Below are 26,629 nucleotides of genomic sequence, written 5' to 3' on the forward strand. Positions count from 1 at the left end.
AATAGGCGGGGCGCTTTTTTTGGAGGAGGAATACCATGAACGGTTCCTTAGAAGGGCAAACGGCTCTCGTTTCCGGAGGCAGCTCCGGGATCGGGGCGGCCATTGCTAAACAGTTGGCGGCGGCGGGAGCGGATGTGGCTGTCGGCTACCGCCGTTCCCGGGATACCGCTCGACAGGTGGTGAAGGAATGTACTTTGCGTGGGGTCCGGGCCGAGGCGTTTCAGTCGGATGTCCGCTATAGGACGGAAATCGAAGCGTTATTCAGTCGGATGTCTTCGGAATTGGGCCCGCCGTCCATCCTCGTGCACAGCGCGGGAGTAGAAGGGGATAACCTGTTCCAAGACATTTCCGAGGAAGAGTACGACGCGTTGATGGATACGCATGTGCGGGGAGGCTTTTATTTAATCCGGCAGTCGTTGCCGGATATGATCCGCAATAAATCCGGCCGCATTATCCTTATCTCTTCGATCTGGGGAGAGTCCGGAGGATCCGGAGAAGTTTTGTATTCCGCGGCCAAGGGGGCTCTCAACGGGATGACCCGGGCATTGGCCAAGGAACTCGCTCCTTCCGGTATCACTGTTAATGCGGTGGCGCCCGGGGCGATCCGTACAGATATGTTAACCCGTCAGCTTTCAGAAGAAGAAAGACAGGTATTGACTGAACGGATTCCCTTGGGGCGTTTAGGAAATCCGGAAGAGGTGGCCTCGATGGTAAACTATTTATGTCAGCCGGAGGCGGGGTATGTGACCGGACAAATTCTTCACGTCAATGGAGGCTGGTATCCTTGATCTTCACGTTTTTGTAAGAGATCGGATAGGTCCCTGCCAGAGAGGATAAAAAGCAGAAGGAGCATTCCCACACTCCCGGGAATAAGGTTCCGCTTTTTGAACCATATTACTTTTAGAGGATCAGACTGGAACTGATAAAGGAGGGTTTGGCCCATGTCCGTCTTAAATGACTATCAGGATTGGAAAAACTTCTTGTCCCAACGCGTCGACCAAGCTCAGAGTCTTGGTATGGACGAGGAGAAGATCAAAGATGTCGCATACCAGATCGGCGATTATCTGGCTCAGGATATCGACCCGAAAAACGAGCAGGAACGTGTGTTAAAAGATTTGTGGGATGCGGCGGACGAACAGGAACAGCGTACGATGGCCGGGCTGATGGTCAAGCTGGTCCATGATGGAAACAAGTAATGAGGGATGATGGTCGAGACCGAGCCGCCTTTTCCGCTGACGGAAAGGGTGGTTCTTTTTTCTGTTTCGGATTTGTGCAGGATTGAACTTTGTTTTTGGTAATATTTCCATATCGGAATGAAAATAACTTAAATGATGCCAATAGCATGACTGTATCCATTTTTGGAATCCCTCCCGAAACCCGGGAACAGCGGGATGAGAATCGGTTCGGGGCATGTATGTGAAAAACGATTTTCTTCGATTTAACGGGTTCGCTTATCGGATCACATATGATATACTTTAAACAAATTTGTTCCGTATGCAATTGTACTGAACACTTTGACAGAGTTCGCAGTTCCGGAAAGGTGTGTTGGAATGGGTAGCCATGACTGGTATCTCGAATACCAAATCCATAAAAACCGCCCGGGCCTGTTGGGGGATATCGCCTCACTACTGGGAATGATGTCCATTAATATCCGGACCATTAACGGGGTGGAACACAAACGGCGGGGGATGCTTTTAAACACCGATGATCGGGAAAAGATCCACGCACTTAAGCAAATCTTGAACCGCGTGGACGATATTACCGTCACGGCGATTCGCCCTCCTACTTTGATGGATCGCATGGCTGTCCGCCACGGCCGTTATCTGGATCGCTGCTTGGAGGATAAACGCACGTATCGTTTTACCCGGGACGAGTTGGGGCTTTTGGTCGATTTTATGGCGGAATTGTTCCAAAAGGAAGGGAACCAGCTGGTCGGTGTGCGGGGGATGCCCCGCGTCGGGAAAACGGAGTCTATTGTGGCTTCCAGCGTTTGTGCCAACAAGCGATGGACCTTCGTTTCTTCGACGCTGCTGAGGCAGACGGTCCGCAAGCAGTTGGCGATGGATGAGATGACACCGAATAATGTGTACATTATCGACGGAATTGTTTCCACGCTTCGTTCCACCGAAAAGCATCATATGCTGGTACAGGAGATCATGCGTATGGATGCCACCAAAGTGATCGAACATCCCGATATCTTTGTCCGGGAATCTGAATACTCGCTGGATGACTTCGATTATATTATCGAGTTGCGTAATGATCCGGATGAAGTGATTACATACGAAGTTTTGGATACGGATGTCGCGGCCTTCGACATTCGTTGAGGATGGAAGGGATAACAGGAGGTGCCGCTCATGTCTGGAATTGGATCGGAATTGAAGATGACGAGGGAGTCGCTGGGACTTACATTAGATCATGTCCAGCAGAGCACAAAAATTCACATCGAGTATTTGCGCGCTTTGGAGAACGACCAATTCGAAACACTGCCCAGTCCTTTTTATGTGCGCGCTTTTTTACGCACCTACGCCCACAGCTTGGGCTTGGACGCTCAACCGCTCCTGGACCGTTATGAGCGGTTTGCGGTGACGGGAAGGTCTCCCCGGCGCACCCCCGGCCAACAAGGCCAAACCGGACGCCAAAGCCGTGGAGCCCCGAACCAACGGCCATTTCGGACACAGCCCCGGTTGGGTCGTACTTATCCGTCGCGATCCCAAAGGACGGCTCCTCCCTCGTCCCGGTTACAGCAGTATCAGCCCTTCACTGAACAACAGCAGTACAGCGGGCAGTTTCATACTGTTCCACCACAACAGGGGACAAGCCGTCAACAGCCGGCCACTCCCCCGAATCAATCATCCGCTCCGGTTTCTCCGCCTTCCGGACCCCGGCAGGAGAATACTCAGCGGCATCAGTTGCCTGCTCCGTTGACCCCGGATTCCTCGGGACAACAGCTGAAGCAGAAGAAACAGGAGGATTTGTCCCAAACCGGTACCTTTACTCCCCGCCGTGTCTCTCAGGAAGTGAAACGGGGGGAAAGTGAAGGAGATGGCCGGCCCAAGAAAAAGGGAGGGTTCGGCAAATGGATGATCGGTGTAGCCACCGTTGGAGCATTGTTGTTGGTGCCGGTCGGTTATCTGTATATGAACGATACATCCGGTTCCGGCCAACAGGCTGACGGCGGTGAACAGACCGAAGATGCCGGCGGTGCCGGAACGGATACCGTCAATGCCAATGAAAATGAGTCTCCGACTCTCGCCAAGGTGGAAACAGGCAGTGATGTTGAGGGGGATTTGTACAACCTCCAAAATGCCAAAAATCTAAAGGTCGAGATTAAGGCGAGTAAAGGCGAAAGTCGGCTGGATTACGGTGAGGAAGTCAACGATCCGAAGGAAGGGTTTACGATGGAGGTCGGTGAACAACGAGTCATCGGGGAAGGCAACGACTTCGTCTGGTTCCGTGTCGGCAAGCCCTCCAATGTTCAAATCAAAGTCAACGGACAGGATATCGATACAACGGCTCAGGATGTACCTAAAAGCTACCGCATTCAATTGAAGAAGTAGAGCTGGGTTGTTTGAGCGGATAATCAGTACTAGGAGGTGGGCCGGGTGTCGGTTGAGATCGGTTACCGGCTCAGACAAGCCAGAGAGTCCTATGGGAAGAGCTTGGAGGAGTTGGAACAGGAAACCCGGATCCCCGCCGCCTATTTGGCTGCGATCGAAGCCGGCGATTTTGAAAGTTTTCCAAGCGCTTACTTTGTCCGGACTTATTTACGCACCTACGCTCTCAGCGTAGGTGTTGATCCTCAGAGCATTCTCAATCTTTACAGGGGAACGGGCCGGACAGGCGGACGGAGGTCCCGGCCGGGACGACAGGGGAGGAATGTGACTTCTTCTCCGCCCGGTTATCCCTCGTATGATCGTCAACAGACGAGTACATCCTCCCGAACGCGTCTTTCCCGTCGAGGGAAGAAATCCCCTCCTTCTTCTAAAGGAGGGGATGCAGATTCTCTAAACCGGACTGCTTCTCATTCCCGGACACAGGGTGTGACCGGAGAAGGCGGAAAAGGATTCACTCCCTCCGAAGAGATGGCGGCGGGGCATTCTTCTTCACCGCAGTCCCCGTCCGGTCGTAGTGCTCCCCGCCGCGTCACGATGCCCGATGACCTGCCTGAACCCCAAGAGATCGGACTTCCGCCGAGGCAGGAGCATAAGGAACGGGCCGAAGAGGAAGAAGCTTCCCGCACGGAATCACTGAGTCGACATTCCCGGGTCAGCCGGACCCGCAGCCAACGGAACAACGGCGGGAAAGATGAAAAAAAGAGCCGATTCATTACATGGTATACGCGATTGTTGATAATCGGGGCGGTTCTACTCATTCCAGCGACGATCTATGTCGTTTATCTGGTGGCTTTTGCGGAAAGTTCGGAGGCTCCCGAGAAAGATCCGAAACAGAAACAGGATCAAACGGAATCGGATGACGGTAATGAAGCCGGGGAGGCTCATGCGTCCCAATCCGTTTCGTTGAGGCCGATCGAAACGGAGGAGGATGGCCCGGACCGTTACGAATTGAGCAATGCGGATCAGATTGAGTTGAAGCTGGAAGCCGAGGGGGAGTGTTGGTTTCAGATCCAGGGGCAGGAAGTGGGCGGCAAACTGGAAGACCGCGTATTGAAAAAGGGAGATACCTTTCCGTTTACATACAAGGATGGGGAAGAACTCTGGCTGGAGGTTGGACGACCGGATCAGCTGAAAGTGACCGTTAACGGGGAAAAGATGAATACATCCTATACTGAAAGTAAAAAGTTTCATATCACGTTATTAAAATAAAGGCTTCCGTCACCGGGAGCCTTTTGACATGGGATCAAGCTCTCCGTTATACTGAAACAGGTATTTGCGCGAAAACATCTCTTTTCAGAATTGAAGTGCTAAGGCAGGCCGATAGACGGCAGGAGGTGGGTCGCGGCATGTCCAAACCGACGGATCGGCTTCGGCGAACCCGGGAAAAAGCCGGTCTGACGTTGGAACACGTTCAGGAACAGACGAAAATTCAAGTTAGGTTTTTGCAGGCCTTGGAAGAGGCTCGGTTTCATGAATTACCCGGTAAATTTTACACCCGTGCATTTATCCGATCGTACGCTGATTATTTGGGTATCGACTCTACACCGGTCCTTCGATATTATGAAGAGAAGTTGACCGAGGAGAACTTGGAAGAGGAGCTTTCCGAGGCAGATCCCCCCAAGCCGTCCATCAGCCGTCGCCAGAGGATGGAACAGCGGAAGAAGAGAGGGGAGCGCAGGTTTTCCTGGATTCGTTTTCCCCGTTTCTCGCCTTTAAAGGGGTATGCATGGCTGTTGTTGGTTCTGTTTGTTCTGCTGATTCCAACGGTGATCTACCTCTTTGGCGCATGGGACGATGATAAACTCCAGGGTGAAGAAAAATCAAATGATCCTGGATCTTCCGATTCTCAGACTGAGAAGGATCAGGAGAATGAAGCCGAAGTCCAACTGATAAAGCCTTCGGAGACCAACAAGTACGGCGATGAGTTTGAGGTGAAAAACGCGAAAGAAGTTGTGGTTACGGTGGAGGCGGAAAAGCAGAGTTGGTTTCGCTATCGCGCAGGCGGACCGACTCAAGAAGTGACTGAGGAGGCCCAACTCCAGCCGGGACAAAAGAAAACCTTCAAACATCCCGCGTGGATTTCCTTGTTGATCGGTAACCCGGCCCGAGTAAAGTTGATGGTTAACGGGCATGTGATCGATACTTCCGAGGAGAATTCCCAGCATGCCTATCAGTTGAAACTAAAAAAATAATACACCTGAAGCGGTCAGGCGGGTGGATCGGCCTGACCGCTCTTTTTTGACACGGTCGATTTGCATATATTATACTTACGGAAGAATTGCGGGAACGGGGCGATTATCAGGTGAATGACTGCTTTACTCTTTTGCCGTCAACTTTCGTTACATAAATTTTTTACGGAAAAGCAGAGTAGCAAAAGAGTGATCAAGCGCGAGCCAAAACGTTTTCCATTCCGGGTCGATTCTCGTAAGCCCGATAAGTTTTTACGATCTTCAAGGGCGCGAGCAAAAACTCGTTAAACTAACCGGGCCGCCGTTTTCGGATCCCGGAACAGAGCCGTACCGACTCAGCGCTTATCGTCTGGCTCAGAGGGGGATCTGCCGGATGGCCGGCCAGCCCCGAAGAGCCGAGAAGCCCATGCGCTTCAGCTGTGTGGAACATCACAAGAGAAGTCGTCCTGTTTCGGTATAGAGGTTTGTGACGAGCGGAAACTTGTTAAAGAGGGTTCCTTACTCCGGAAACGTTCGTCACCGTCTTTACGGTATTGGCATACCGCAGGTCCGTTGTAACCATAAGGCCCGATCTTCCTCGGATGGATGGGTGCAACCGTTTTTAAAGCAAATACCGTTTCAATTCGATTACCAGGGGCTCATCATCGGCCCGACAGAGTTTGACGTATCTGGGGTGGAGCGGCGCCTCCCGTTCGCCGCTCCCTGCGCGTTTGACTCGCGGGGGGGAGGTTCGCTGACGTGAATCTAGCCAATAAAATCACCCTGGCCCGAATTTTTCTTGTTCCGGTCTTGATGATTTTTTTGTTGGTAAAATATGATTTAGGTCAATTTCGTTTGGGCGAAGGGACGATCACCGTCAGTGAGATTATCGCGACGCTTATCTTCATTACAGCCGCGGTGACGGATGGATTAGACGGCTATATCGCCCGAAAAAAGAAGCTCGTCACCAATTTGGGAAAGTTTTTGGATCCCTTGGCGGATAAGCTTCTCATTTCCGCCGCTCTGATCTCGCTGGTGGAGATGCAGCGGCTGGATGCTTGGATCGCTATCGTGATCATCAGCCGCGAGTTTGCCGTAACCGGACTTCGGTTAGTGGCGGCTGCCGAGGGGCAGGTGATTGCGGCCAGTGCGATGGGAAAACTGAAAACGATTGTTCAGATCATCGCGATCGCCGCCTTAATCCTTAATAACTTCCCTTTCTCTTCCATCGCCTTTCCCTTCTCGCAGATTTTCGTCTGGTTGGCGGTCATCATCACTATCGGGTCCGGTGTCGATTATTTTGTAAAGAATCGCAGGGTCATTCGTTTTTCTAAATCCCGGTAACCGCCGATTTGATAGGAAAGGAAGTTGTATGATGCGAGCTGAGTTGGTCGCGGTCGGAACGGAACTGCTGTTGGGTCAGATTGTCGACACCCATTCTGCCTGGTTGTCCCGGGAATTGTCTCAGCTGGGTATCGACGTTTATTACCACACTTCAGTCGGAGATAACCGAAATCGGCTGAAAGAGGTGATCCGACAGGCGGGGACCCGTTCCGACCTGGTTATTTTTACGGGGGGTTTGGGTCCTACGGAAGACGATTTGACCAAAGAGGCCGTTGCGGAGGTGCTCGACCGAAAACTGGTCGAGCATTCGCCGTCGATAGCCGCTTTGGAAGCGATCTTTTCCGAGCGCGGTTTGTCGATTCCTCCCTCCAATTACAAACAGGCCTTCGTATTTGAAGGAGGGATGGTGTTTTCCAACCCGAACGGGACAGCTCCCGGAGTGGCTGTTACGCAAGACGGAACCACCTATGTCCTTCTTCCCGGCCCTCCGACGGAGTTGTACCCGATGTTTGAACGGGAAGTTCGTTCTTTTTTGGAAAGGAACCGTCAGACGGAAGGTGTCCTGGTTTCCAAGGTTCTCCGTTTCTTCGGCATCGGGGAATCCCACTTGGTGGAAAGAGTAGAGGATTTGCTGCAGAACCAGGAGAATCCCACCATCGCTCCTTTGGCCAAGGAAGGGGAAGTCACCCTCCGAATCACGGCGAAAGCCGCGGACGAGGCGACTGCCTTGAAGATGATCGCCCCGGTCCGGGAGGAGATTTTGCGCCGGGTCGGAGGCTATGTGTACGGGGAAGACGATGAAACCCTGGAGACCGTGGCGATTCAAGCATTATTGAAAAAACAGCGCAAACTCGCTTTGGCGGAAAGCTGTACCGGAGGCCTGATCGCCGAATGGCTCACTTCCGTTTCCGGTGCCAGCGGGGCCTTTAAAGGCGGAGTGGTCTCCTATACCAATGAGGCGAAAGAGAATCTGCTGGGAGTGTCCCCCTCATTGCTGGAAGAGCATGGAGCCGTCAGTATGGAATCCGCTTTGGCCATGGCGGAGGGAGCCCAAGCGCGGTTTAACTCCGATCTGGGTCTCAGTGTGACCGGTGTAGCCGGGCCGGACCCTTCCGAAGGGAAACCCGTCGGCACTGTTTTTATCGGCCTGGCCCAAAAGGGGGCGCCCACTCGGGCCTTTAACCTTTCATTGGCCGGGTCCCGCCAGAAGATCCGGATCCGGGCGGCCAAATTTGCGCTGTATATTTTGCAGGAACGTTTAAAGAAAGGTGAACAGACAACATGAAGCCATTTGATTCTTTCCAATTAGACCCTCTCATCTTAAAGGGTATTCGCGATATGGGTTTTGAAGAGCCCTCCCCGATTCAGTCGGAGTGTATTCCGGCGGTCCTCCGGGGAGAAGACGTGATCGGCCAGGCCCAGACTGGTACCGGGAAAACCGCCGCTTTCGGTATTCCGCTTTTGGAACATGTGGATCCGAGCCGACGCAAGGTGCAAAGCGTCGTGTTGGCGCCTACCCGGGAGTTGGCGATTCAGGTGTCGGAAGAGCTTCGCAGAATCGGCCGTCCCAAGCGCGTCCAGACGTTACCCATCTACGGCGGGCAATCTATCGGCCGCCAGATCAAAGCGTTGAAGCAAGGGGTGCATGTTGTGATCGGTACCCCCGGTCGGATGCTGGATCATCTTCGCCGCGGGACGCTCCGCTTGAATGATGTGGAGATCATGGTCCTGGACGAGGCGGATGAAATGTTGGACATGGGCTTTATCGACGACATCGAAGCGGTGATGAAGTACTTACCGGAACAGCGGCAGTTGCTTCTTTTTTCAGCTACGATGCCCCCGGGGATTCGCCACCTGGCCCAAAAATACATGAAGAAACCCCGTTATATTACTGTCAGCCGGGGTGAAGTGACGGCTCCCGTCATCGAACAGGTTTATTATAAAGTCTTGGAAAACGGGAAACTGGACTCGCTGTGCCGGATTTTGGACAGTGAAGATGTAGAGCAGGGGATTTTATTCGGCCGCACCAAAAAAGGGGTGGATGATCTGGCGGAAGCGTTGCAGGCCCGGGGATATCTCGCCGGCGGATTGCACGGGGACATGGCTCAGCAACAGCGCGATCGGGTGATGAACGCTTTCCGTCGCGGGGATATCGAGCTTCTGGTGGCCACGGATGTGGCGGCCCGGGGAATTGATGTGGGACGTGTTTCCCATGTGATCAACTATGACATCCCTCAAGACGCGGAGAGCTATGTTCACCGGATCGGGCGCACCGGCCGGGCGGGTCGGGCAGGAATGGCCCTGACTCTGGTAACGCCCCGGGAGATGAAACAGCTTCGCTCGATCGAGCAGGAGATCGGGGACCGATTAACTCCCCGGGAGTTGCCCACCCTGGAAGAAGTGGCGGAACGGCAGCAGCAGGTGTTGGCGGAACAACTGGCGGAAACGATCGAGAAAGAGGAGCCCATCCCGCTGTTTGAAGAGATTGTCGAAAAGCTCACTGCTGAGCATGATCCGAAGAAGATGGCGGTAGCGGCACTGCACCTGGCTTTTGCTGACCGTTTTACATCAGGAAACGATGCGGTATACGACTTCGGTGAAACTGGTGCTTCTCCGGGGATGGTCCGTTTCTTTATCAATGTGGGCCGTAATGCGGATATCCGCCCCCGGGAGCTGGTTAAGGCCATCGCTGAACAGGCGGGAATTGCCGCCAAAAAAGTGGGGCGAATCAATATCTATGATCGGTTCTCCTTCGTAGAAGTGCCGGAGGAGGCGGCTCCCTTTGTCTTTGAAGCTCTGCGGCAGACCCGGATCAACGGAGCCCGGGTCAATCTGGAACCAGCCCGCCCCCGCAACCGGAGATAAGATCGGATTCCGGGGTATGGATCAAACAGGGAAGCCAGTTACCTGACCGTGTCGGGTGGCTGGCTTTTTTGAAATTCGCTGTCCCTGAAGAGTTTTGTTGTAATTTTATCAATATTATATTGCAGAAAAAAGCTGCCGACGATATCCCGTCAGCAGCCTCAACCGGCAGTTAATGGATTCCCAGGGCCATCTTGGCGTAACGGGACATCTTGTCCTTGCTCCAGGGCGGATTCCAAACAATGTTGACTTCGACATCCTTGATGTCGCCGACGCTTTTAACAGCGGTGGTGACCATTTCGTTGATCATCCCGGCCAAAGGGCAGCCCATCGCCGTCAGGGTCATCGTCACTTTGACGTTGCCTTCATCGTCGAGATCGACGCCGTAGACCAGTCCCAGATTGACGATATCGATATGGAGCTCCGGGTCCTCCACCGTTTCCAGAGCTTCCATGATTTCTTCTTTTTTCTTCTCTTTATCCATTTCTTTCCCACTCCTTTCAGAACCGCTTCCATTTCATTATACTGAACATCGCCTTAGACTAAAAGCCCGTCGAAAAAACGAATAAATGTTCGCAAATGATCTTGGCACGGATTACAAAACGATGTATGATGAGGATATCTGAACGCATTGGGAAAAGCGAAATCGAAGGAGTGAAGGTGTATGTCCGACCGCCGTCAGGCATTAGATATGGCTATGAGACAGATTGAAAAGCAATTTGGCAAAGGTTCGATCATGCGCATGGGTGAGGCCGGTCCCAGTCAGGTCGAAACCGTCTCCAGCGGGGCCCTCGCCTTGGATATCTCTCTCGGAACCGGCGGATATCCCCGAGGGCGGATCGTCGAAGTGTACGGTCCGGAATCTTCGGGGAAGACGACGGTGGCGCTGCATGCGATCGCCGAAGTGCAACGGGGAGGAGGACAAGCGGCCTTCATCGATGCGGAACACGCATTGGATCCGGCCTATGCCCAGAGATTGGGAGTCAACATCGATGAATTGCTTCTGTCCCAGCCGGATACAGGGGAACAGGCCTTGGAAATCGCTGAAGCTCTGGTACGAAGCGGTGCGATTGATATCATCGTTGTCGACTCAGTGGCCGCCCTGGTTCCCAAAGCGGAGATCGAAGGGGAGATGGGGGATTCCCATGTCGGTTTACAGGCCCGTTTGATGTCCCAGGCCTTGCGGAAGCTTTCCGGCGTTGTCAGCAAATCCAAGACCATCGCTGTTTTCATTAACCAGATTCGCGAAAAAGTGGGTGTGATGTTCGGCAATCCGGAGACGACCACCGGCGGCCGGGCCTTGAAATTCTACTCCAGCGTCCGCTTGGAAGTGCGTCGGGCAGAGTCGATCAAGCAAGGCAATGAGATGGTGGGTAATCGGACCCGGATCAAAGTCGTGAAAAACAAAGTGGCTCCTCCATTCAAACAAGCGGAGGTCGACATCATGTACGGGGAAGGGATCTCCAAAGAAGGGAGTATCCTGGATATCGGCAGTAATCTGGATATTGTGAAGAAGAGCGGTGCCTGGTACTCCTTCGACGGTGAACGGCTGGGACAAGGACGGGAAAACGCCAAGCAGTTTCTCAAGGAGAACGACAAGGTTTGCAATCAAATCGAAAAACGGATCCGGGAGCACTACAATCTGAAGGTGGAAAAAGAAGAGGAACCGGCGGAGGAGAAAAAGAAGAAGGCCTCCGGCAAAAAGAAATCCTCTTCCGACTCTCTCTCCCTCGATCTGAAGGAATAAAATATCCGGTTTCAGCGGGTGAGCGCGGATGGGTATGTGTGAAATTACACGGATCGAACGGCAAAAGAGCGGAGCGCCGCGGTACAATATTCATATCGATGGATCCTACCGGTTTGCGGTTCATGAGGACGTTTTGGTCCGATTTGCTTTGTCCAAAGGGATGCGGGTGAACCCGGAGGAGATGGAGAGGATCCTGGATACGGAAGAAAGGAACAAGGTGCGCCAAGCGGCGCTCCGTTACATAGGATATAAACCCCGAACCGTCCGGGAGGTTCAGCGATATCTGGATGGGAAAGGATTCGACCCCCGACATCGGGACTCTGTGGTCAAAGAGATGAAGAGCCACCAGTACTTGGACGATCGCCGTTTCGCTCAGGAATGGGTGGAGCAACGCCGGAGGAGAAAAGGATACGGAGCCAGGATGTTGCAGCAGGAGCTGGAACAAAAAGGGATTTCAAGCGATGTCGCTGCCGAGGCTTTGACGGCTGTTGACGAGGCGGACGAGCATCGGTTGGCCGAGCAGGTGGCGGAGAAGCGGTATCGCCGGCTTCTGGGGAATCCCTGGCCGACGGTGGAGCGTCGCCTGGGTCAATATCTTCTCCGCCGGGGATTCAACTCCTCCGTGGTATTCGGCTTATTGAACCAATTTCGGAGGCGGCACGACGGGGAGGAAGGGGAGTGAAAACGAATGCTCCGTTTACTGTACGTGACGGACACTCATATACGGGGAACGTCCCCTCGCAGCCGCATCGATGATTTTGTCGGGGCTATGCGCCGAAAGCTGGAAGAAGTGGTGCAAATCGCTCGGGAAGAAAAGGTGGACGCGGTTTTGCACGGGGGGGACCTGTTTGACCGGCCGGACCTTTCCCCCGCCGTTGTCCGGGATGTTGCCCAGTTGTTGCGCCAATTTGACGCTCCTTTGTATACGGTCGCCGGCAATCATGATATATACGGGCACAATCCGGACACCGTCGACCGGTCGATGCTGGGATTGATGGATGCCTTCGATACTGTGCGACTTCTCCGTCCCGGACATCCGGTTCGTTTGGAAAAAGAGGGTATCTCTCTCCAACTCACCGGTCAACCGTTTCACTACGACCTGGACAAGAGAGATCCGATGCTGGACTATTCGGTCCGCAACCGATTGGAGGCGGACTATTGTGTTCATATGGTTCACGGGATGGCGGTGGACCGGCCCTTGCCCGAAGGAGTGGCCCACACTATGGTTCACACTTTGTGGTCCGATGAGGTGGATGTGCTGTTAACCGGTCACTATCACGCCGGATTTCCCTTACAGCGAAAAGAGGGCCGTTATATCGTCAATCCGGGGGCGCTGGCCCGGATTAACAACCATCCTTCGGAAATCGGACGTACTCCTCAAGTGGCTATGCTGGAATTGGACGAATCGATCGCGGTACGCTTTCGTCCGCTCCGTTGTGCAGCGCCCGGAGAGGAAGTATTGGACCGTTCCTATTTGGAACAGGCGGCCTACCGAGAAGAGAAAATGGCTTCCTTTGTACAGGAGGTCCGTGCAGCGGGGGATTTCCGGGGAATGGACGTCATCGACATTGTCGAAGAGATCGCCGGACTCGAAGAAATCGATGATGAAGTGAAGTACGAGGCGATGCGCCGGATTGCCGTGGTCCAGGAACGCTTGGGCCCGGAAGGGGGAGCGGAGGAATGAAGCGATTGCAAAAGCTGGTGATCGAAAACTTTCAGTCCCATACCTTGACGGAGGTGGACTTTTCCCGGGGGTTCAATGTTTTCGTCGGTCCTTCAGACAGCGGGAAAAGCTCTATCCTTCGGGCTCTCCGCTGGGTTCTTTACAACCAGCCTCGAGGGAGCGAGTTCATCCGTTCCGGAAAAAATCGCTGCCGGGTGATGTTGACATTGTCCGACGGAACGGAGATCACCCGGGAACGGTCCGCTTCCGTCAACCGGTACACCCTGAAGGATTCCGAGGGAAAGGAAAAAGTGTTTGAAGGCTTCGGCAAAGATGTGCCTCGGGAAGTACTGGAGGCCCATCGGATGCACCCTTTGAAGCTGGATCATGATTGGAATATGCCTGCCCAATTCGGTACCCAGCTGGAGGGACCTTTTTTATTGTCGGAAACAGGGGGAGTCCGGGCCAAATCCATCGGACGGGTCAGCGGAGCTCACATCATCGACATCGCTCTCCGTGAGACGGCGCGGGACCGGCAGGCTTTATCCTCTCAGGTTAAACACCTGAAAGAGGAGCAAACACGGTTGGAAGAAGCCTTAAAACCTTATGAAAACCTGCCCGAACTGCTGGACCGGGTCAACCGGGCCGAGAAACTTTACCAAAAGGCCGAGGAACATCGTCAACAGATGGAGCGTCTCAAACAACTGCGGGAGAAGTGGAGGGATCTTCGAAACGAACAAGAAAAAGTTCGCTCCGCAGTGGATCGCTTAACCGGGGTGGAAAGGGCGGAATCCGCACTGCTTCATCTGGAGCGCTACAAACTCCGCTTGGAGCGGTTGACTCACATTCTTAGCAATCGGAACCACAACCGGGAGGAAATGACCCGTTGGCAAACAACAATGGAAAAGACCTCCCGCTGTTCGGATGTGGAACGGGAACTGTTAAAGGTGGATGAAAAAAGACAAGTTCATCACCATTTGAAACAACTTCACGGTCGGTGGTCCCAGTGCCGGGAGGAATTGAACCGGTTTCGCCGTCTCCGTGCCGAGACGGATGCTCTTCCCCGACTGCTTCGGCGGATGGAAGAAGTGAATGCTGCCGTCCTCCGGTATGATCGCATGCGCCGTCTTTTTCCCCGTTACCTCCGTTGGAAAGAGGAGAAGGTAAAGACAGAGGCTTTCCTGAATCGGACAGCGGGAACTCAGAAAGCCTCCCACCGGTTGGAAAGTATGGAATACGATATGGAGCGGCTAAAAGGGTTGGGCCAAACCCGGAGTCAATGGAAAGATGTCGGCAGACGGTTGGCGGACGGACGGAAGTTCATGGAACGAACCGAGGAGGAGATCCACAGCTATACGAAGCAGCTTGTCTCCCTGTTTCAACAGCTGGGCAAGTGCCCCACCTGCGGTTCCTCCATTGACGGATCGGTTTTGAATCATATCATGGAAGAATATCAAGGGGGGATGACCGGTGCAGCAGCTGGAAGAGAGGATCAAGGAAGTAAAGACGGCCCTGGAAAAAGCGAAGGATCTCCGCTATAAAGCGGAGGCGCGCCTGGAACAACTGGAACGGCAGGAGGAGGAGCTTCTCCAGGAACTGCAGGAGCTGGGCGTGGAGCCAAAACATCTGGAGCAGGAGATCGAAAAGCTGGAGCAGCAAATTGAACAGCAGCTGGAAGAAGCCTGGACACTTCTGCCACAGGAGTTGGTACGGGCCGGGGGAGAAAAGGCCGATGGTTCTCATGACTGATCTCGGTTCCCGCATTGCTGCAGCCAAGGCGGAAGGGTTGAAACGGGAAGCCCGCCGGGAAGAACTGGATCGTCTTTATAGAGATGTAAAAGAGCGGATCACAGAGGTGACCGCCCGGAGGGACGTCTTCGACAAAGTGCGGCTGTTGCTTCAGGAATCTGCGGATTATGCCCGGGGACAAGCCAAGGCGCAGATGGAAACCCTGGTGACGAATGCCCTTCAATATGTATTCGGCCCTCTGTTCCGTTTTGAGATTGAGTTGTCGGAACACAGCGGCAAGCCGGTGGCCGAGTTTTATGTGATCACCGATTGGGAGGGGCAAAGCGTCAGGACCAAGCCACAGGAGGCGAGGGGCGGGGGAATTGTGGATATCACTTCTTTGGCGTTGCGTATCGCTATGATTGAGACCTTTCGCCCTCGTCCGGAAGGCCCTCTCATTCTGGACGAGCCGGGCAAGCATGTCAGTGCCGACTATGTTTTGTCGATGTTGGAATTCCTCAAATCCACCGGGGAAATGTTTGATCGGCAGATTATTCTGGTTACTCATAACGCCCATTTGACGGAAGGGGCGGATAAGGCTTTTCGGGTGGAGATCAAAGGGGGCGAAACCCATGTCCGTCCTGCGCGTCTGCTTGACAATAAGACATAGGAAATAATACAATTGGATTGCATCTGAAAAATCCTTGAAATTGCTGGATATGAGGATCTTGGAACGATGCACCTATATTTGGTAAATGTGCTTTGCCCTCTGTTGAAACCGGGCGTTGAGTTTTGAAACATAGGGTGACTCAGCTCTAACCCTTCGTGGAACCCATCAAACCCGGAGAGTACCGGGTGAAATGAGTGGACCGTTTGACAGACCGAAGCCAATCGGTCTTGTTTTATACTTGTGGAAGGGAGGAGGTGGGTAAGATAGATGTACTGAAATTACTGTTCCTGTTCTTCCTCGGCTCCGGGATCGGGTACTATATTCGTCGAATGACGGCAGAGGCCCGGATCGGCAGTGCTGAAAAAGAGGCGGAACAGATCATTGATAAAGCCAAGAACGATGCGAAAAACCTGCAGCGGGAACGGGAACTGGAAGCCCGGGACGAAGCGCATCGCCTCCGTGCGGAAGCGGAGCAGGAAATCCGGGAACAGCGGAATGGTCTGGCCCGTATGGAACAGCGCTTGATGCAAAAGGAAGAGACTCTGGACCGGAAGCAGGAGTCTCAGGAAAAGCGGGAAGAGAATCTGAGCGAAAAAGAAAGCCAGATTGAAGAGCGCCGGCAGCAGATCGAAGAGCTGTACCAAGAACAGGTGACGGAGTTGGAACGCGTATCCGGTTTGTCCACAGAGGAAGCCAAGCAACTGATTCTGTCCAAAGTGGAGAGCGAGATGCGTCATGAAACGGCTCAGATGATCAAAGAGATGGAAAGTCAAGCGATCGAAGAAGCGGATAAACGGGCTCGAAGCATTCTTTCTCTGGCTATCCAGCGCTGTGCGGCGGATCATGTGGCGGAAACGACGGTTTCTGTCGTAACCCTTCCCAATGACGAGATGAAGGGACGGATCATCGGCCGTGAAGGGCGCAACATACGTGCCTTGGAGACGTTAACGGGGATCGATCTCATCATTGATGACACTCCGGAAGCCGTCATCCTGTCCGGGTTTGATCCGATTCGCCGGGAAGTGGCGCGGGTGGCCTTGGAGAAGTTGGTCGCCGATGGGCGAATCCATCCGGCACGTATCGAAGAGATGGTTGAAAAATCGCGTCGGGAAGTGGACGAGCGTATTCGTGAATACGGTGAACAGGCCACCTTTGAAACCGGGGTGCACGGTCTTCATCCTGACCTGATCAAGATTTTGGGTCGATTGAAATTCCGGACCAGCTACGGCCAAAACGTTCTGAAGCATTCTATGGAAGTGGCTCATCTGGCCGGTTTGTTGGCCGCGGAACTGGGCGAAGATGTCCATCTCGCGAAGCGTGCGGGGCTGTTGCACGATATCGGGAAAGCGATTGACCACGAAGTGGAAGGTTCTCACGTTGAAATCGGAATTGAACTGGGTAAAAAGTATAATGAGCACCCTTATGTCATCAACGGAATTGCTTCGCACCACGGCGACGTGGAAGCGACCAGCATCATTTCCGTTCTGGTCGGAGCGGCTGACGCTCTCTCCGCAGCTCGCCCCGGTGCGCGGAGAGAAACGTTGGAAGCGTATATCAAGCGCCTGGAGAAGTTGGAAGAGATCTGCGAGTCCTTTGACGGTGTGGAGAAATCCTACGCCATTCAGGCGGGCCGGGAAGTTCGGATCATGGTGCGTCCCGATGAGATCGGTGACAGCGAATCCGTACCATTGGCCCGGGAGATCAAAAAACAGATAGAAAATCAGTTAGATTACCCTGGGCATATCAAAGTGACGGTGATCCGAGAGACACGTGCTGTTGAATATGCAAAATAAAGTGGCCTTTTTTTAGCCGCTTTATTTTTTTCCTTAGGGGTGGAGGCGCCGAAAATGATGCGTTTGTTAATGATAGGAGATATCGTGGGCACTCCTGGACAATCTGCTTTGTACGATCATTTGCCGAGATTGAAGCGCGGATATCATCCGGATCTGATTGTGGTCAACGGAGAGAATGCGGCGGACGGTCGAGGCATTACCCGATCGATCGCCCGTGAAATGATGGGTTCCGGAGTGGACTGTATTACTTTGGGCAATCATGCCTGGGATAAACGGGAAGTGTTTGATTTTATCGATGATGAGCCCCGTATTCTCCGTCCCGCCAATTACCCCGAAGGAACTCCCGGACGGGGTTTTGCGCGCATTTCCTCAAGGCAGGGGGAGTTGGCGGTAATCAGTTTAATGGGCCGTTCCTTTCTGTCCAGTGTGGATTGTCCCTTTCGTCGGGCCGACTCCCTTCTGAAGCAATTGAAACCCGGTACTCCGGTTTTTGTCGACTTTCATGCGGAGACCACTTCGGAAAAACAGGCGTTGGCCTGGTATTTACAAGGGCGCGTATCGGCGGTGGTGGGAACACATACCCATGTTCAGACCGCCGACGAGAGGATTTTACCCCAGGGGACCGCTTATCTGTCCGACGTGGGCATGACGGGCCCCTACGACGGGGTCCTGGGGATGGACAGGGATCTGGTGGTCAAAAAGTTTCTCACCCAATTGCCGGTGCGTTTTGAGGTGAGTCAAGGCCGAACTCAATTGAACGGAGTGGTCATCGATATCCAACCATCCACAGGAAAAGCAAAACGAATCGAACGGGTTCGTATCGATGATGATCAGCCCTGGTTTGAGTGAAACCATCGTCACTCTGACGGTGAAGCCCGGTCTTTTCGGCTCCGATTCCGTCAGGGAGATTGAAAAAACCCGTGATGTGAAATTTCAGGTTCAAAGAAGTTATGGGGATCGCAGTTGTTCGGATCAATTCTGTTTTTGATCCGGGCTGTATCCGGCCCCTTTTTCTCCGATGAGAAGAAAGCGTTTTATTTTGGTTTCTCGGTGGTAAAACTCACGTCATGGCCTCAGTTGAAAGGGCTGAAGGCTTTTGAAATAAAAATGGTATCCAGTAAACAGTGCTTCCTGATTAGAAGGAATTTATAAAAGATTGCCGAATATATTAGAAGTGGACTCACTCCAAACCATCGAGGAGGTAGCCGACATGGAAGTATTAAAAGTTTCAGCAAAGTCCAACCCGAACTCCGTTGCTGGTGCGCTTGCCGGTGTCCTGCGCGAACGAGGAAATGCGGAAATCCAAGCGATTGGCGCAGGTGCACTGAATCAATCGGTGAAGGCGGTAGCGATCGCAAGAGGATTTGTGGCACCAAGTGGTATCGACTTGATTTGTATCCCGGCTTTTACGGATATAGTCATCGATGGGGAGGAACGTACGGCCATTAAGCTGATTGTGGAGCCCCGATGAGGGGCCGGGAATGAAAGACTGTGATGAAACCTGTTTATCTCGTATAGACAGGTTTTCTTTTATGTCCGGGAGGAGGTCAAGGATGAAGTGGATGGATGGGCATTGCGATGTTTTGTATAAAATGTGGAAGTCAGAGTCACCAATCTCCTTCTATGAATGTAACGAGAGCCTGGACGTCACTTATCCCGCCGCCCATTCCTCAGGGGTGGGGATACAGGTGTTTGCGGTTTTCGTTCCCCCGGAGGTTCCCCGAAGTCAATTTCTGCATGCGGCTTTGAAACAAGTGGATCTTTTTCATGAAAGAATCCTCCTCCATGGAAAAAAGGTGGTTCCCCTTCTGTCGCGGGAGGACTTGATCCGCCTGAAATCTTCCGGAAGGATGGGAGCTCTTTTATCCTTGGAAGGGGCCGACCCCCTCCAGGGGGATACAGCTCATCTGCGTCTGTTGTACCGGTTGGGGATGAGACAGGTGGGACTCACCTGGAATCATGCCAACGAAGTTGCGGACGGGATCGAAGAGGAACGGAACGGGGGGCTTACCCGGTTTGGCAGGAGCTTGGTCAAGGAGATGAAACGGTTGAATATGGTACTCGACGTTTCCCATTTGTCCGTTCGGGGGTTTTGGGAAGTGATCGAGGAGGATCTCCCTGTTATCGCTTCTCATTCCAATTGCCGGGCCGTCTGTTCCCATGTCCGAAATCTGGGGGATGAGCAAATACGTGCCCTGATCCGAAGAGAAGGGTTGATCGGTGTTACTTTTGTCCCGAAGTTTGTCCACGATGATCCGGATCAAGCTTCTATTGAAGGTGTCCTTCGCCATATCGATCATATTTGTGCCCTGGGCGGGGAGAAATGTATCGCTTTCGGTTCGGATTTTGACGGCATCGATCAAAAAGTCCCCGGATTGGAGGATACAGGGGCTCTCGATGGATTCAGAGAGATTCTTCTGCAAAGATATCCGGAACCCTTGGTGCGCCGGTGGACGGTGGAGAACGGGTTCCAGTTTTACTTCAAGCATCTATGATTGGATAAAAACTGGTTCCTCATTTCCGCAGGAGTGTCCATCGATGAAAGAGGGGAGATCGTGATAGGAAATCTGAGATATGAAGGTTGCTTTTTAAAGGGAACGGGTCTAGAATTGATTAATGATAATGATATCGAAACACCACAAGACCGAAGGGCCCGGTTTTGTGGGGCTTCGGTATGGTATAAAAAGCCGTTGTGAAAACGCTGACGATTTTCTGTATTTTGTCCAAAAGAATCGCTCGCCGGTACCTTGGAGACGCGGGGAAACCGAACCAAACGCCTGTGGAGACGCCGTTTACCGGCTCGCTGAAGCAGGAATCCATGGGGTCTCATCCTCAGAAGCGTCAGACAATGAGGGTTTGCTAGCCGTAGGGAAGATCCAAAGGAGATGAGATCATTGATCAAGCAGCTTTCGTGGAAAGTGGGCGGACAGCAGGGGGAAGGGATTGACAGCACCGGTGAAATCTTTTCAACCGCGCTAAACCGTTTGGGGTATCATCTATACGGTTATCGTCACTTTTCTTCCCGGATCAAAGGGGGACACTCCAACACCAAAATCCGGATCAGCATTCGCCCGATCCGCGCCGTGTCGGATGATTTGGACGTACTCGTCGCATTTGATCAGGAAACCATCGATCTGAACGCTCATGAATTGCATGACCGCGGTGTCATCCTGGCGGATGCCAAATTTAAACCCGTCGTCCCGGAAGGGGTTTCCGCCCGGTTGTTCTCCGTTCCTTTCACGAAGATTGCCCAGGATGTCGGCTTGGCTCAAATGAAGAACATGGTGGCTGTCGGTGCCTCCAGCGCTTTATTGGGGTTGCCGCTGGAAGCCTTTCAAGGTGTGATCGAGGAGAAATTTTCCCGTAAAGGCCAGCAGGTGGTCGATAAAAACATGGAGGCGATTCAATCTGGGGTGGATCATGTTCTGAAAGAGACCGGCGGGATGATTGAAGATCTGAAGCTGGAACCCTCCGATGGAAAAAAACGCCTTTACATGATCGGCAATGATGCCATTGCTTTGGGTGCGATTGCTGCTGGTGCCCGCTTAATGGCGGCTTACCCGATTACACCCTCTTCGGAAATCATGGAATACTTGATTAAGCAGTTGTCCAAGTTCGGTGGAACGGTGGTTCAGACGGAGGATGAGATTGCGGCGATCTCCATGGTACTCGGTGCCAACTACGGCGGTGTTCGCGCCTTGACCGCCTCTGCAGGCCCCGGTCTTTCCCTGATGACAGAAGCGATCGGTTTGGCCGGGATGACGGAAACCCCGGCGGTGATTGTCGATACGCAACGCGGGGGTCCCAGCACGGGTTTGCCGACCAAACAGGAGCAAAGCGACATCAATGCGATGCTCTACAGCACTCACGGGGAAATCCCGAAAATCGTGATCGCCCCCAGCACTGCGGAGGAATGCTTCTATGATACAATCCAGGCTTTCAACCTGGCGGATCGGTACCAGTGTCCGGTGATTATCCTGTCGGACTTGGCTCTCTCCCTGGGCAAACAGACAGTGGAACCCCTGGACTACGACCGGATTTCGATCGATCGGGGCAATCTGATTACGGATTCCGAAGGGTTGAAGCAACTGGAAAACTCCGAGTTGTTCAAACGATACGAGTGGACGGAGGATGGTGTGTCCTCTAGGGTGTTGCCCGGCGTGAAAAACGGTTTGCATCATGTAACCGGTGTCGAGCATGATGAAGTGGGACGTCCTTCTGAAAATCCGCTCAACCGCCAACGGATGGTGGAGAAGCGCCTGAAAAAACTGGAACAGGGGATCGATTTTGAACACCCGGTCCATGTCGATGCTGAACATGAAGAGGCGGATCTTCTGATCGTGGGGATCGGTTCCACCCGGGGTGTGATCCACGAAGGGATGGAACGCTTGCAGGCCGATGGTGTCACGGTGAACCATCTTCACATCCGTCAGCTCCTCCCCTTCCCGGCCGAAACCGTGAAGAAGGAGATGGCAAAGGCGAAGAAAGTGGTGGTAGTGGAAAACAATGCGACCGGTCAGCTTGCCAGCCAGTTGAAGCTGCATGTGGGAATGGCGGATAAGATCAGCCATGTCGGTAAGTACGACGGCAACCCCTTCCTGCCTTCTGAAATTTATAATCAATGTAAGGAGCTGTTGGTCCATGGCCACGTTTAAAGAGTTCCGTAACAAAGTAAAGCCCAACTGGTGTCCCGGCTGCGGCGATTTTTCCGTACTGGCCGCCATGCAGCGCGCCTTTGCCAATCAGGGGCTGGAACCGGAAGATGTGACACTCGTTTCAGGGATTGGCTGTTCCGGACGGATCTCCGGTTATATGAACGCTTACGGATTTCACGGCATTCACGGACGCGCCCTTCCGATTGCCCAGGGTTTGAAACTGGCCAACCGCGATTTGACCGTAGTGGCCGCAGGCGGCGACGGGGATGGTTTTGCCATCGGGATGTCACACACCATTCACGCGATTCGCCGCAATGTGGATATCACCTATATCGTCATGGATAACCAGGTATACGGTTTGACCAAGGGGCAAACGTCACCCCGAAGCGAGATGGGCTTTAAAACGAAGAGTACGCCGAAAGGGGCCATCGAAGCTACCATCGCTCCGCTGGAAATGGCTTTAACCGCCGGTGCCGGGTTTGTCGCCCAGGCTTTCTCCAGCGACTTGAAGCAGATGACCCGCCTAATCGAAGAAGGGCTTAACCATAAAGGCTTCTCTCTGATCAATGTTTACAGCCCCTGCGTCACGTATAACAAGATCAACACTTATGACTGGTTCAAAGAGAACCTCACCAATCTGGAGCAAGATGAGTCTTATGATCCTTCCGACCGAATGATGGCGATGCAGAAGCTGATGGAGAACAATGGTCTCGTCACCGGGTTGATCTATCAGAATAAAGAGCGGAAGAGCTACGAAGAAATGATCTCGGGTTTCAGAGAGGAACCGTTGGCCAAACAGGACCTGAAGTTGCCGAAGGAAGATTTCGATCAATTGGTGGCGGAATTCGCTTAAAGCTCCGGGTAACCGGACTCACCAAGCCACTTTCCCGCGGGAAAGTGGCTTCCTTTATCCCTGAGAAGGAAAGGTGATTTCGATGGAAAAGGGTGACCCGAAAGAAACATCCCGACGGGAGTCGTTGACGTGGACGGTATTAGGCTATCAATCGCCTTACCCGGGGTCCGGCGGAGCCACACCGGGTTATCTGTTGGAAGGATCGGGACACCGGATTTTAGTGGATTGCGGAAGCGGCGTTCTATCCCAACTGGGTCGATATGTTCAGCCCTGGGAGTTGGATGCGGTCTGGCTTTCCCATTTACATCACGATCATCTCGCCGATTTTTTTGTCCTCCAGTATGCGCTGCAAACAGAGATCCGGCTGGGGAAACGAAAACAACCGCTCCCGGTGTTCGCCCCGACGGAACCGGAGCGGTGGGGCAAACAGCTCTCCTATCGCGATGCAGTCCGCCTTCATCCCATTGGAGAAGAGCGAACATGGAAGCATGGGGAGATGCAAGTGGCCTGCTTCCGGACCGAACACCCCGTTCCCTGTTACGCGATGGATATTCAATGGCGGGGAAAGCGGATTCTCTATGGTGCCGACGCCGGCCCGGAAACCGATTGGGAGCGGGCCGATCCTGAACCCGATCTGTTTATCTGTGAGGGAACTTTTCTGGACCGGGACGCGTCTCATCGATCCTCGGGGCATCATACAGTGAAAGAGGCGGCAGAGGCGGCGGAAAGAATCGGGGCCCGACGGTTGCTGCTTACGCATCTGTATCCGGGTTATTCCCGGCGTGAAATCGAAGCGGAGGCAAAGACGTATTATTCCGGCGATCTTCTCTTGGCGGAGATCGGGTGTAGAGTTCGTCTGATCTGAAGAGATAAGAGGGTTGAGGTTGCAGGGAAGGAGGAAGAAGGATCAAACGGTTTCAGTGGGATGATCAAAAGAAAATGATCGAGCATGCCAAGCGTTTTTTTGAAAAAGGAAAAACGGAATTGAAAAAGGCAGTGGACGTGGTCAAGGAAGAACGGGCGCGCCGGGAACGGGAAAAGGCTTACCGGGAAGAGTTTGAAGCGGAATTTCGTTATAAGGACGATGACTTGGATTTTGTGATGCTGATTTCGGCGGAAGAGGCCAAAATCTATGAAAAGGCAAAGAAAAAATTGAAAGAGGTAGAGCGCGTCCAGTCCGATCCCCAGATTTTAAAACAATGGCAGTCCAAAAAATATCTCAGCCTGCATCACCACTTCAGTGAAAAGGTCGTGTTTTACTATGAACGCCGCAACGAAGATCCGGTCGCTCTTCACCGCACGATTCGGTACAGTGAACGGCTGGTGGAGTACGCCCCTGTCGCGATTAAGGCGTATCGGATGGATCCCTATGTTTATGAACTGCCGGAGCATCCCGGTTATGAAACCCTGATTGCCCTGTACGGGGAAGTGGGGGAATGGGAGGAAGCTCTTCGTTTATGCGAAAAGGCGCGGGATCAAGGATGGAAAGGTGATTGGGATGCCCGCATATACCAGATCCAGGAAACCATTCATAAAAAATAAACGAACAGCCTCATTGGCGGCTGTTCGTTTCCTTTTATTGGGGTGATTCGGCGGATTTGTCGCGATTTTTTCTGTACCGGTGGATCCGTTCTTCCCAGTCGCCGTTCCATCCTTCTTCCAATGCTTGGCGGCAGAGACGGATCGCTTCGTCATGTTTCCCTTGTTTATCATAAATGATGGCCAGTTGTTTATACCCGTAGTGGTGGGGCAGCTTCCCTTTCGACAAAGGATCCATCCGGTGGGCGCGGATCGCCATCGGTGCGTAACGGATCTGTTTTTTACAGTAACGAATGGTCTTTTCCAACGCTTCGGATTGATGATTGCGCTGCTTATACCAGTACTGGGCCTGCTCTTTATAGTGGACCTGTAAGGCCCAATATTTCATGAACAGCGCCCGTTGAACCTGTTGTCGTTCCCATTTGTTATCACTTCCGGAATAGCGTTTCTCCAGCTCGGCATGCTTTTCCTCGGCTTTTTTCAATACCTGTTTCTCCTCTTCATCCAGAGGAATGGAAAAGGTGAAATCCCCCTCTTGGTAGACGAATTCATCTGCTTCGCCGGTTGAGGGAGAGGGAGTCGAGGGGGATGATACGGCATCCGTGTTCTCCGGATTCGGAGAGGATGGACTCCGGTTTTTCACATCTTCAGCGGTGGGCGATTCAGAGGGGGGCGGACTGGACTTGAATAATTCCTTGGCCCGAGTCAGTAATTTTCCGATCAACGGATGAAGCCTCCTTCAGACAAAATTCGACAGGATCTATCGAAATGGTAATCCTTCTAAGTCCATTCTGTCAATTCACTCGGCGGTCAAGATATCATAATATTATTAAAATGTCTTTTATATATGGACATTTTGCCGATTTGTTTCGTTGGTGATATAATAAAAGCTGTATTTATACTGTTAAATCGTTTTCGACAAGAAAGGAGTGTCCGCCGTGAATGGAACCATGCGCGCTCTGGTCAAACACCATGAGGGTCCCGGTGCGGAGCTCAGAGAAGTACCGATTCCGGAAATCGGTCCGGACGAAGTATTGGTACGGGTTCGGGCGACTACGATTTGCGGAACGGATGTACACATATATACTTGGGATGATTGGGCCGCAAGCCGTCTTTCACCTCCGTTGGTTTTCGGCCATGAGTTTTCCGGGGAAGTGGTGGAGGTCGGTGAAAATGTGACCCATCTGGAGACGGGGGATCATGTATCTGCGGAAACCCATATCGTCTGTCATCATTGTCCCCAATGCCGCCGAGGCGAGGCCCATGTTTGTGCTCATACGGAGATTATCGGGGTAGACCGGAATGGCTGCTTTGCTGAGTATGCGGCGATGCCTGCGGAGAATCTGTGGAAAAACAGCGTGGATCTGCCGCCGGAAGTGGCTTCCGCCATGGAACCGATGGGCAATGCGGTCCATACCGCCCTTTCCGGTTCCATCGCCGGTAAATCCGTCGCAGTGGTCGGTTGCGGTCCGATTGGATTGATGGCAATTGCGGTGGCCAAGGCTTCCGGTGCTTCGGCGGTGATCGCTCTGGATATCAACGAGTATCGCCTTGAATTGGCACAAGCGATGGGAGCGACTCACTTGATTCATTCCGGTCAGGAGGATCCGGTGAAGCGGGTTCGATCTCTTACCGGCGGTTGGGGCGTTGACGTTGTATTGGAGATGTCCGGTAATCCGCAGGCGATCCGACAAGGCTTTTCCATGGTGACCGGCGGCGGCCGCGTTTCCTTGTTGGGACTTCCCACTCGTTCCATCGAGCTGGATGTAGCCAATGATATCGTATTCAAAGGGATTCAGGTTCATGGGATCGTCGGACGGCGCATGTATGAAACCTGGCAACAAACCGCCGGGTTTTTGGAATCCGGACAGGTCGACTTGATGCCGATGATTACCCATCGTTTTTCACTGGAAGAGTTTGAAAAGGGTTTTGAGCAGATGATCAGCGGGAAATCGGGGAAAGTGGTATTATATCCTTGAAAGCGTTATCGACA

The 26,629-nt window shown here is 52.9% G+C and carries 26 protein-coding genes; 24 read left to right on the forward strand and 2 right to left on the reverse strand.

The features are described 5' to 3' along the window. The first annotated feature begins 35 nt into the window (after positions 1-35). From ymfI to CHM34_RS00400, 9 genes are all read left to right on the forward strand, one after another. A complete protein-coding gene (gene ymfI, locus CHM34_RS00360) occupies positions 36-788 on the forward strand; it encodes an elongation factor P 5-aminopentanone reductase (protein ID WP_094262609.1) in 753 nt (250 codons plus the stop codon). A gap of 153 nt (positions 789-941) precedes the next feature. Beyond that, entirely contained in the window at positions 942-1,196 is a 255-nt protein-coding gene (locus CHM34_RS00365) for a DUF3243 domain-containing protein (protein WP_094262610.1), read from the forward strand. A 354-nt stretch (positions 1,197-1,550) separates the two neighbouring features. Next, complete coding sequence (locus CHM34_RS00370) at positions 1,551-2,324, forward strand: YmfK family protein (protein ID WP_094262611.1); 774 nt, start codon at positions 1,551-1,553, stop codon at positions 2,322-2,324. Between the two features lie 30 nt (positions 2,325-2,354). Next, entirely contained in the window at positions 2,355-3,557 is a 1,203-nt protein-coding gene (locus CHM34_RS00375; protein WP_094262612.1) for a helix-turn-helix domain-containing protein, read from the forward strand. Between the two features lie 45 nt (positions 3,558-3,602). Continuing rightward, positions 3,603-4,823 (forward strand): helix-turn-helix domain-containing protein, encoded by a 1,221-nt coding sequence (locus CHM34_RS00380; RefSeq protein ID WP_169713506.1) that lies wholly within the window; start codon positions 3,603-3,605, stop codon positions 4,821-4,823. Between the two features lie 137 nt (positions 4,824-4,960). Beyond that, positions 4,961-5,806, forward strand: a complete 846-nt coding sequence (locus CHM34_RS00385) for a helix-turn-helix domain-containing protein (protein WP_094262614.1) — start codon at positions 4,961-4,963, stop codon at positions 5,804-5,806. A gap of 735 nt (positions 5,807-6,541) precedes the next feature. Beyond that, on the forward strand, positions 6,542-7,126 hold the full coding sequence (pgsA, locus tag CHM34_RS00390; protein WP_094262615.1) for a CDP-diacylglycerol--glycerol-3-phosphate 3-phosphatidyltransferase: 585 nt from the start codon (positions 6,542-6,544) through the stop codon (positions 7,124-7,126). Positions 7,127-7,157: 31 nt separating this feature from the next. After that, a complete protein-coding gene (locus tag CHM34_RS00395; RefSeq protein WP_094263048.1) occupies positions 7,158-8,411 on the forward strand; it encodes a competence/damage-inducible protein A in 1,254 nt (417 codons plus the stop codon). Then, positions 8,408-9,991 (forward strand): DEAD/DEAH box helicase, encoded by a 1,584-nt coding sequence (locus CHM34_RS00400; protein ID WP_094262616.1) that lies wholly within the window; start codon positions 8,408-8,410, stop codon positions 9,989-9,991. Before CHM34_RS00395 ends, CHM34_RS00400 begins: the two co-directional genes overlap by 4 nt. 169 nt (positions 9,992-10,160) lie before the next feature. Here the strand turns inward: CHM34_RS00400 and CHM34_RS00405 are convergent, their stop codons facing one another. Beyond that, positions 10,161-10,472: a metal-sulfur cluster assembly factor gene (locus CHM34_RS00405; RefSeq protein WP_094262617.1), complete on the reverse strand. Its 312-nt coding sequence runs from the start codon at positions 10,470-10,472 to the stop codon at positions 10,161-10,163. A gap of 180 nt (positions 10,473-10,652) precedes the next feature. Between CHM34_RS00405 and recA the strand changes: the two genes are divergently transcribed. From recA to CHM34_RS00480, 14 genes are all read left to right on the forward strand, one after another. Continuing rightward, a complete protein-coding gene (gene recA / locus CHM34_RS00410; protein WP_094262618.1) occupies positions 10,653-11,735 on the forward strand; it encodes a recombinase RecA in 1,083 nt (360 codons plus the stop codon). A 28-nt stretch (positions 11,736-11,763) separates the two neighbouring features. Then, complete coding sequence (locus tag CHM34_RS00415; protein WP_094262619.1) at positions 11,764-12,417, forward strand: RecX family transcriptional regulator; 654 nt, start codon at positions 11,764-11,766, stop codon at positions 12,415-12,417. Between the two features lie 6 nt (positions 12,418-12,423). Next, positions 12,424-13,419 carry a metallophosphoesterase family protein gene (locus CHM34_RS00420; protein ID WP_094262620.1) on the forward strand — a complete coding sequence of 332 codons (996 nt, stop codon included), beginning with the start codon at positions 12,424-12,426 and terminating at the stop codon, positions 13,417-13,419. Then, a complete protein-coding gene (locus tag CHM34_RS00425; RefSeq protein WP_094262621.1) occupies positions 13,416-14,939 on the forward strand; it encodes an AAA family ATPase in 1,524 nt (507 codons plus the stop codon). The genes CHM34_RS00420 and CHM34_RS00425 overlap by 4 nt, the downstream gene beginning before the upstream one ends. After that, positions 14,869-15,147: a hypothetical protein gene (locus CHM34_RS00430; protein WP_094262622.1), complete on the forward strand. Its 279-nt coding sequence runs from the start codon at positions 14,869-14,871 to the stop codon at positions 15,145-15,147. Before CHM34_RS00425 ends, CHM34_RS00430 begins: the two co-directional genes overlap by 71 nt. Beyond that, on the forward strand, positions 15,131-15,796 hold the full coding sequence (locus CHM34_RS00435) for an ATPase (RefSeq protein WP_094262623.1): 666 nt from the start codon (positions 15,131-15,133) through the stop codon (positions 15,794-15,796). Before CHM34_RS00430 ends, CHM34_RS00435 begins: the two co-directional genes overlap by 17 nt. 254 nt (positions 15,797-16,050) lie before the next feature. Further along, positions 16,051-17,589 carry a ribonuclease Y gene (gene rny / locus CHM34_RS00440; protein ID WP_094262624.1) on the forward strand — a complete coding sequence of 513 codons (1,539 nt, stop codon included), beginning with the start codon at positions 16,051-16,053 and terminating at the stop codon, positions 17,587-17,589. A gap of 57 nt (positions 17,590-17,646) precedes the next feature. Beyond that, positions 17,647-18,438 (forward strand): TIGR00282 family metallophosphoesterase, encoded by a 792-nt coding sequence (locus tag CHM34_RS00445; RefSeq protein ID WP_094263049.1) that lies wholly within the window; start codon positions 17,647-17,649, stop codon positions 18,436-18,438. Positions 18,439-18,799: 361 nt separating this feature from the next. After that, positions 18,800-19,060 (forward strand): stage V sporulation protein S, encoded by a 261-nt coding sequence (locus CHM34_RS00450; RefSeq protein WP_040387185.1) that lies wholly within the window; start codon positions 18,800-18,802, stop codon positions 19,058-19,060. Positions 19,061-19,142: 82 nt separating this feature from the next. Further along, a complete protein-coding gene (locus tag CHM34_RS00455; protein WP_169713507.1) occupies positions 19,143-20,084 on the forward strand; it encodes a dipeptidase in 942 nt (313 codons plus the stop codon). Between the two features lie 399 nt (positions 20,085-20,483). Continuing rightward, positions 20,484-22,244 (forward strand): 2-oxoacid:acceptor oxidoreductase subunit alpha, encoded by a 1,761-nt coding sequence (locus CHM34_RS00465; RefSeq protein ID WP_094262627.1) that lies wholly within the window; start codon positions 20,484-20,486, stop codon positions 22,242-22,244. Then, a complete protein-coding gene (locus tag CHM34_RS00470; RefSeq protein WP_094262628.1) occupies positions 22,231-23,097 on the forward strand; it encodes a 2-oxoacid:ferredoxin oxidoreductase subunit beta in 867 nt (288 codons plus the stop codon). Before CHM34_RS00465 ends, CHM34_RS00470 begins: the two co-directional genes overlap by 14 nt. A gap of 82 nt (positions 23,098-23,179) precedes the next feature. Further along, entirely contained in the window at positions 23,180-23,962 is a 783-nt protein-coding gene (locus tag CHM34_RS00475; RefSeq protein WP_094262629.1) for an MBL fold metallo-hydrolase, read from the forward strand. Positions 23,963-24,036: 74 nt separating this feature from the next. Next, positions 24,037-24,639 (forward strand): hypothetical protein, encoded by a 603-nt coding sequence (locus tag CHM34_RS00480; RefSeq protein WP_094262630.1) that lies wholly within the window; start codon positions 24,037-24,039, stop codon positions 24,637-24,639. A gap of 34 nt (positions 24,640-24,673) precedes the next feature. On the opposite strand, the gene CHM34_RS00485 is transcribed toward CHM34_RS00480, so the two are convergent. Beyond that, complete coding sequence (locus CHM34_RS00485) at positions 24,674-25,360, reverse strand: tetratricopeptide repeat protein (protein ID WP_094262631.1); 687 nt, start codon at positions 25,358-25,360, stop codon at positions 24,674-24,676. 214 nt (positions 25,361-25,574) lie between these two features. Here CHM34_RS00485 and tdh point away from each other — a divergent pair, with 214 nt between their 5' ends. Further along, the gene (tdh, locus tag CHM34_RS00490) at positions 25,575-26,615 is read left to right on the forward strand and encodes an L-threonine 3-dehydrogenase (RefSeq protein ID WP_206093725.1); all 1,041 of its coding nucleotides are present in this window, start codon (positions 25,575-25,577) and stop codon (positions 26,613-26,615) included. Positions 26,616-26,629: the final 14 nt, after the last annotated feature.

Origin of the sequence: Paludifilum halophilum (assembly GCF_002245355.1) — a bacterium.
Classification (GTDB): Bacteria; Bacillota; Bacilli; order Thermoactinomycetales; family DSM-45169; genus Paludifilum; species Paludifilum halophilum.

What these genes read in the sequence shown, in the direction of transcription:
- CHM34_RS00385 (WP_094262614.1), top strand. Translation starts at nt 4,961, where the DNA reads ATGTCCAAACCGACGGATCGGCTTCGGCGAACCCGGGAAAAAGCCGGT.
- CHM34_RS00435 (WP_094262623.1), top strand. Translation starts at nt 15,131, where the DNA reads ATGGTTCTCATGACTGATCTCGGTTCCCGCATTGCTGCAGCCAAGGCG.
- CHM34_RS00470 (WP_094262628.1), top strand. Translation starts at nt 22,231, where the DNA reads ATGGCCACGTTTAAAGAGTTCCGTAACAAAGTAAAGCCCAACTGGTGT.
- CHM34_RS00455 (WP_169713507.1), top strand. Translation starts at nt 19,143, where the DNA reads ATGAAGTGGATGGATGGGCATTGCGATGTTTTGTATAAAATGTGGAAG.
- CHM34_RS00480 (WP_094262630.1), top strand. Translation starts at nt 24,037, where the DNA reads ATGATCGAGCATGCCAAGCGTTTTTTTGAAAAAGGAAAAACGGAATTG.
- ymfI (WP_094262609.1), top strand. Translation starts at nt 36, where the DNA reads ATGAACGGTTCCTTAGAAGGGCAAACGGCTCTCGTTTCCGGAGGCAGC.
- CHM34_RS00375 (WP_094262612.1), top strand. Translation starts at nt 2,355, where the DNA reads ATGTCTGGAATTGGATCGGAATTGAAGATGACGAGGGAGTCGCTGGGA.
- CHM34_RS00370 (WP_094262611.1), top strand. Translation starts at nt 1,551, where the DNA reads ATGGGTAGCCATGACTGGTATCTCGAATACCAAATCCATAAAAACCGC.
- CHM34_RS00425 (WP_094262621.1), top strand. Translation starts at nt 13,416, where the DNA reads ATGAAGCGATTGCAAAAGCTGGTGATCGAAAACTTTCAGTCCCATACC.
- CHM34_RS00475 (WP_094262629.1), top strand. Translation starts at nt 23,180, where the DNA reads ATGGAAAAGGGTGACCCGAAAGAAACATCCCGACGGGAGTCGTTGACG.
- recA (WP_094262618.1), top strand. Translation starts at nt 10,653, where the DNA reads ATGTCCGACCGCCGTCAGGCATTAGATATGGCTATGAGACAGATTGAA.
- CHM34_RS00405 (WP_094262617.1), bottom strand. Translation starts at nt 10,472, where the DNA reads ATGGATAAAGAGAAGAAAAAAGAAGAAATCATGGAAGCTCTGGAAACG.
- CHM34_RS00400 (WP_094262616.1), top strand. Translation starts at nt 8,408, where the DNA reads ATGAAGCCATTTGATTCTTTCCAATTAGACCCTCTCATCTTAAAGGGT.
- CHM34_RS00365 (WP_094262610.1), top strand. Translation starts at nt 942, where the DNA reads ATGTCCGTCTTAAATGACTATCAGGATTGGAAAAACTTCTTGTCCCAA.
- CHM34_RS00420 (WP_094262620.1), top strand. Translation starts at nt 12,424, where the DNA reads ATGCTCCGTTTACTGTACGTGACGGACACTCATATACGGGGAACGTCC.
- CHM34_RS00395 (WP_094263048.1), top strand. Translation starts at nt 7,158, where the DNA reads ATGCGAGCTGAGTTGGTCGCGGTCGGAACGGAACTGCTGTTGGGTCAG.
- CHM34_RS00415 (WP_094262619.1), top strand. Translation starts at nt 11,764, where the DNA reads ATGGGTATGTGTGAAATTACACGGATCGAACGGCAAAAGAGCGGAGCG.
- CHM34_RS00450 (WP_040387185.1), top strand. Translation starts at nt 18,800, where the DNA reads ATGGAAGTATTAAAAGTTTCAGCAAAGTCCAACCCGAACTCCGTTGCT.
- CHM34_RS00445 (WP_094263049.1), top strand. Translation starts at nt 17,647, where the DNA reads ATGCGTTTGTTAATGATAGGAGATATCGTGGGCACTCCTGGACAATCT.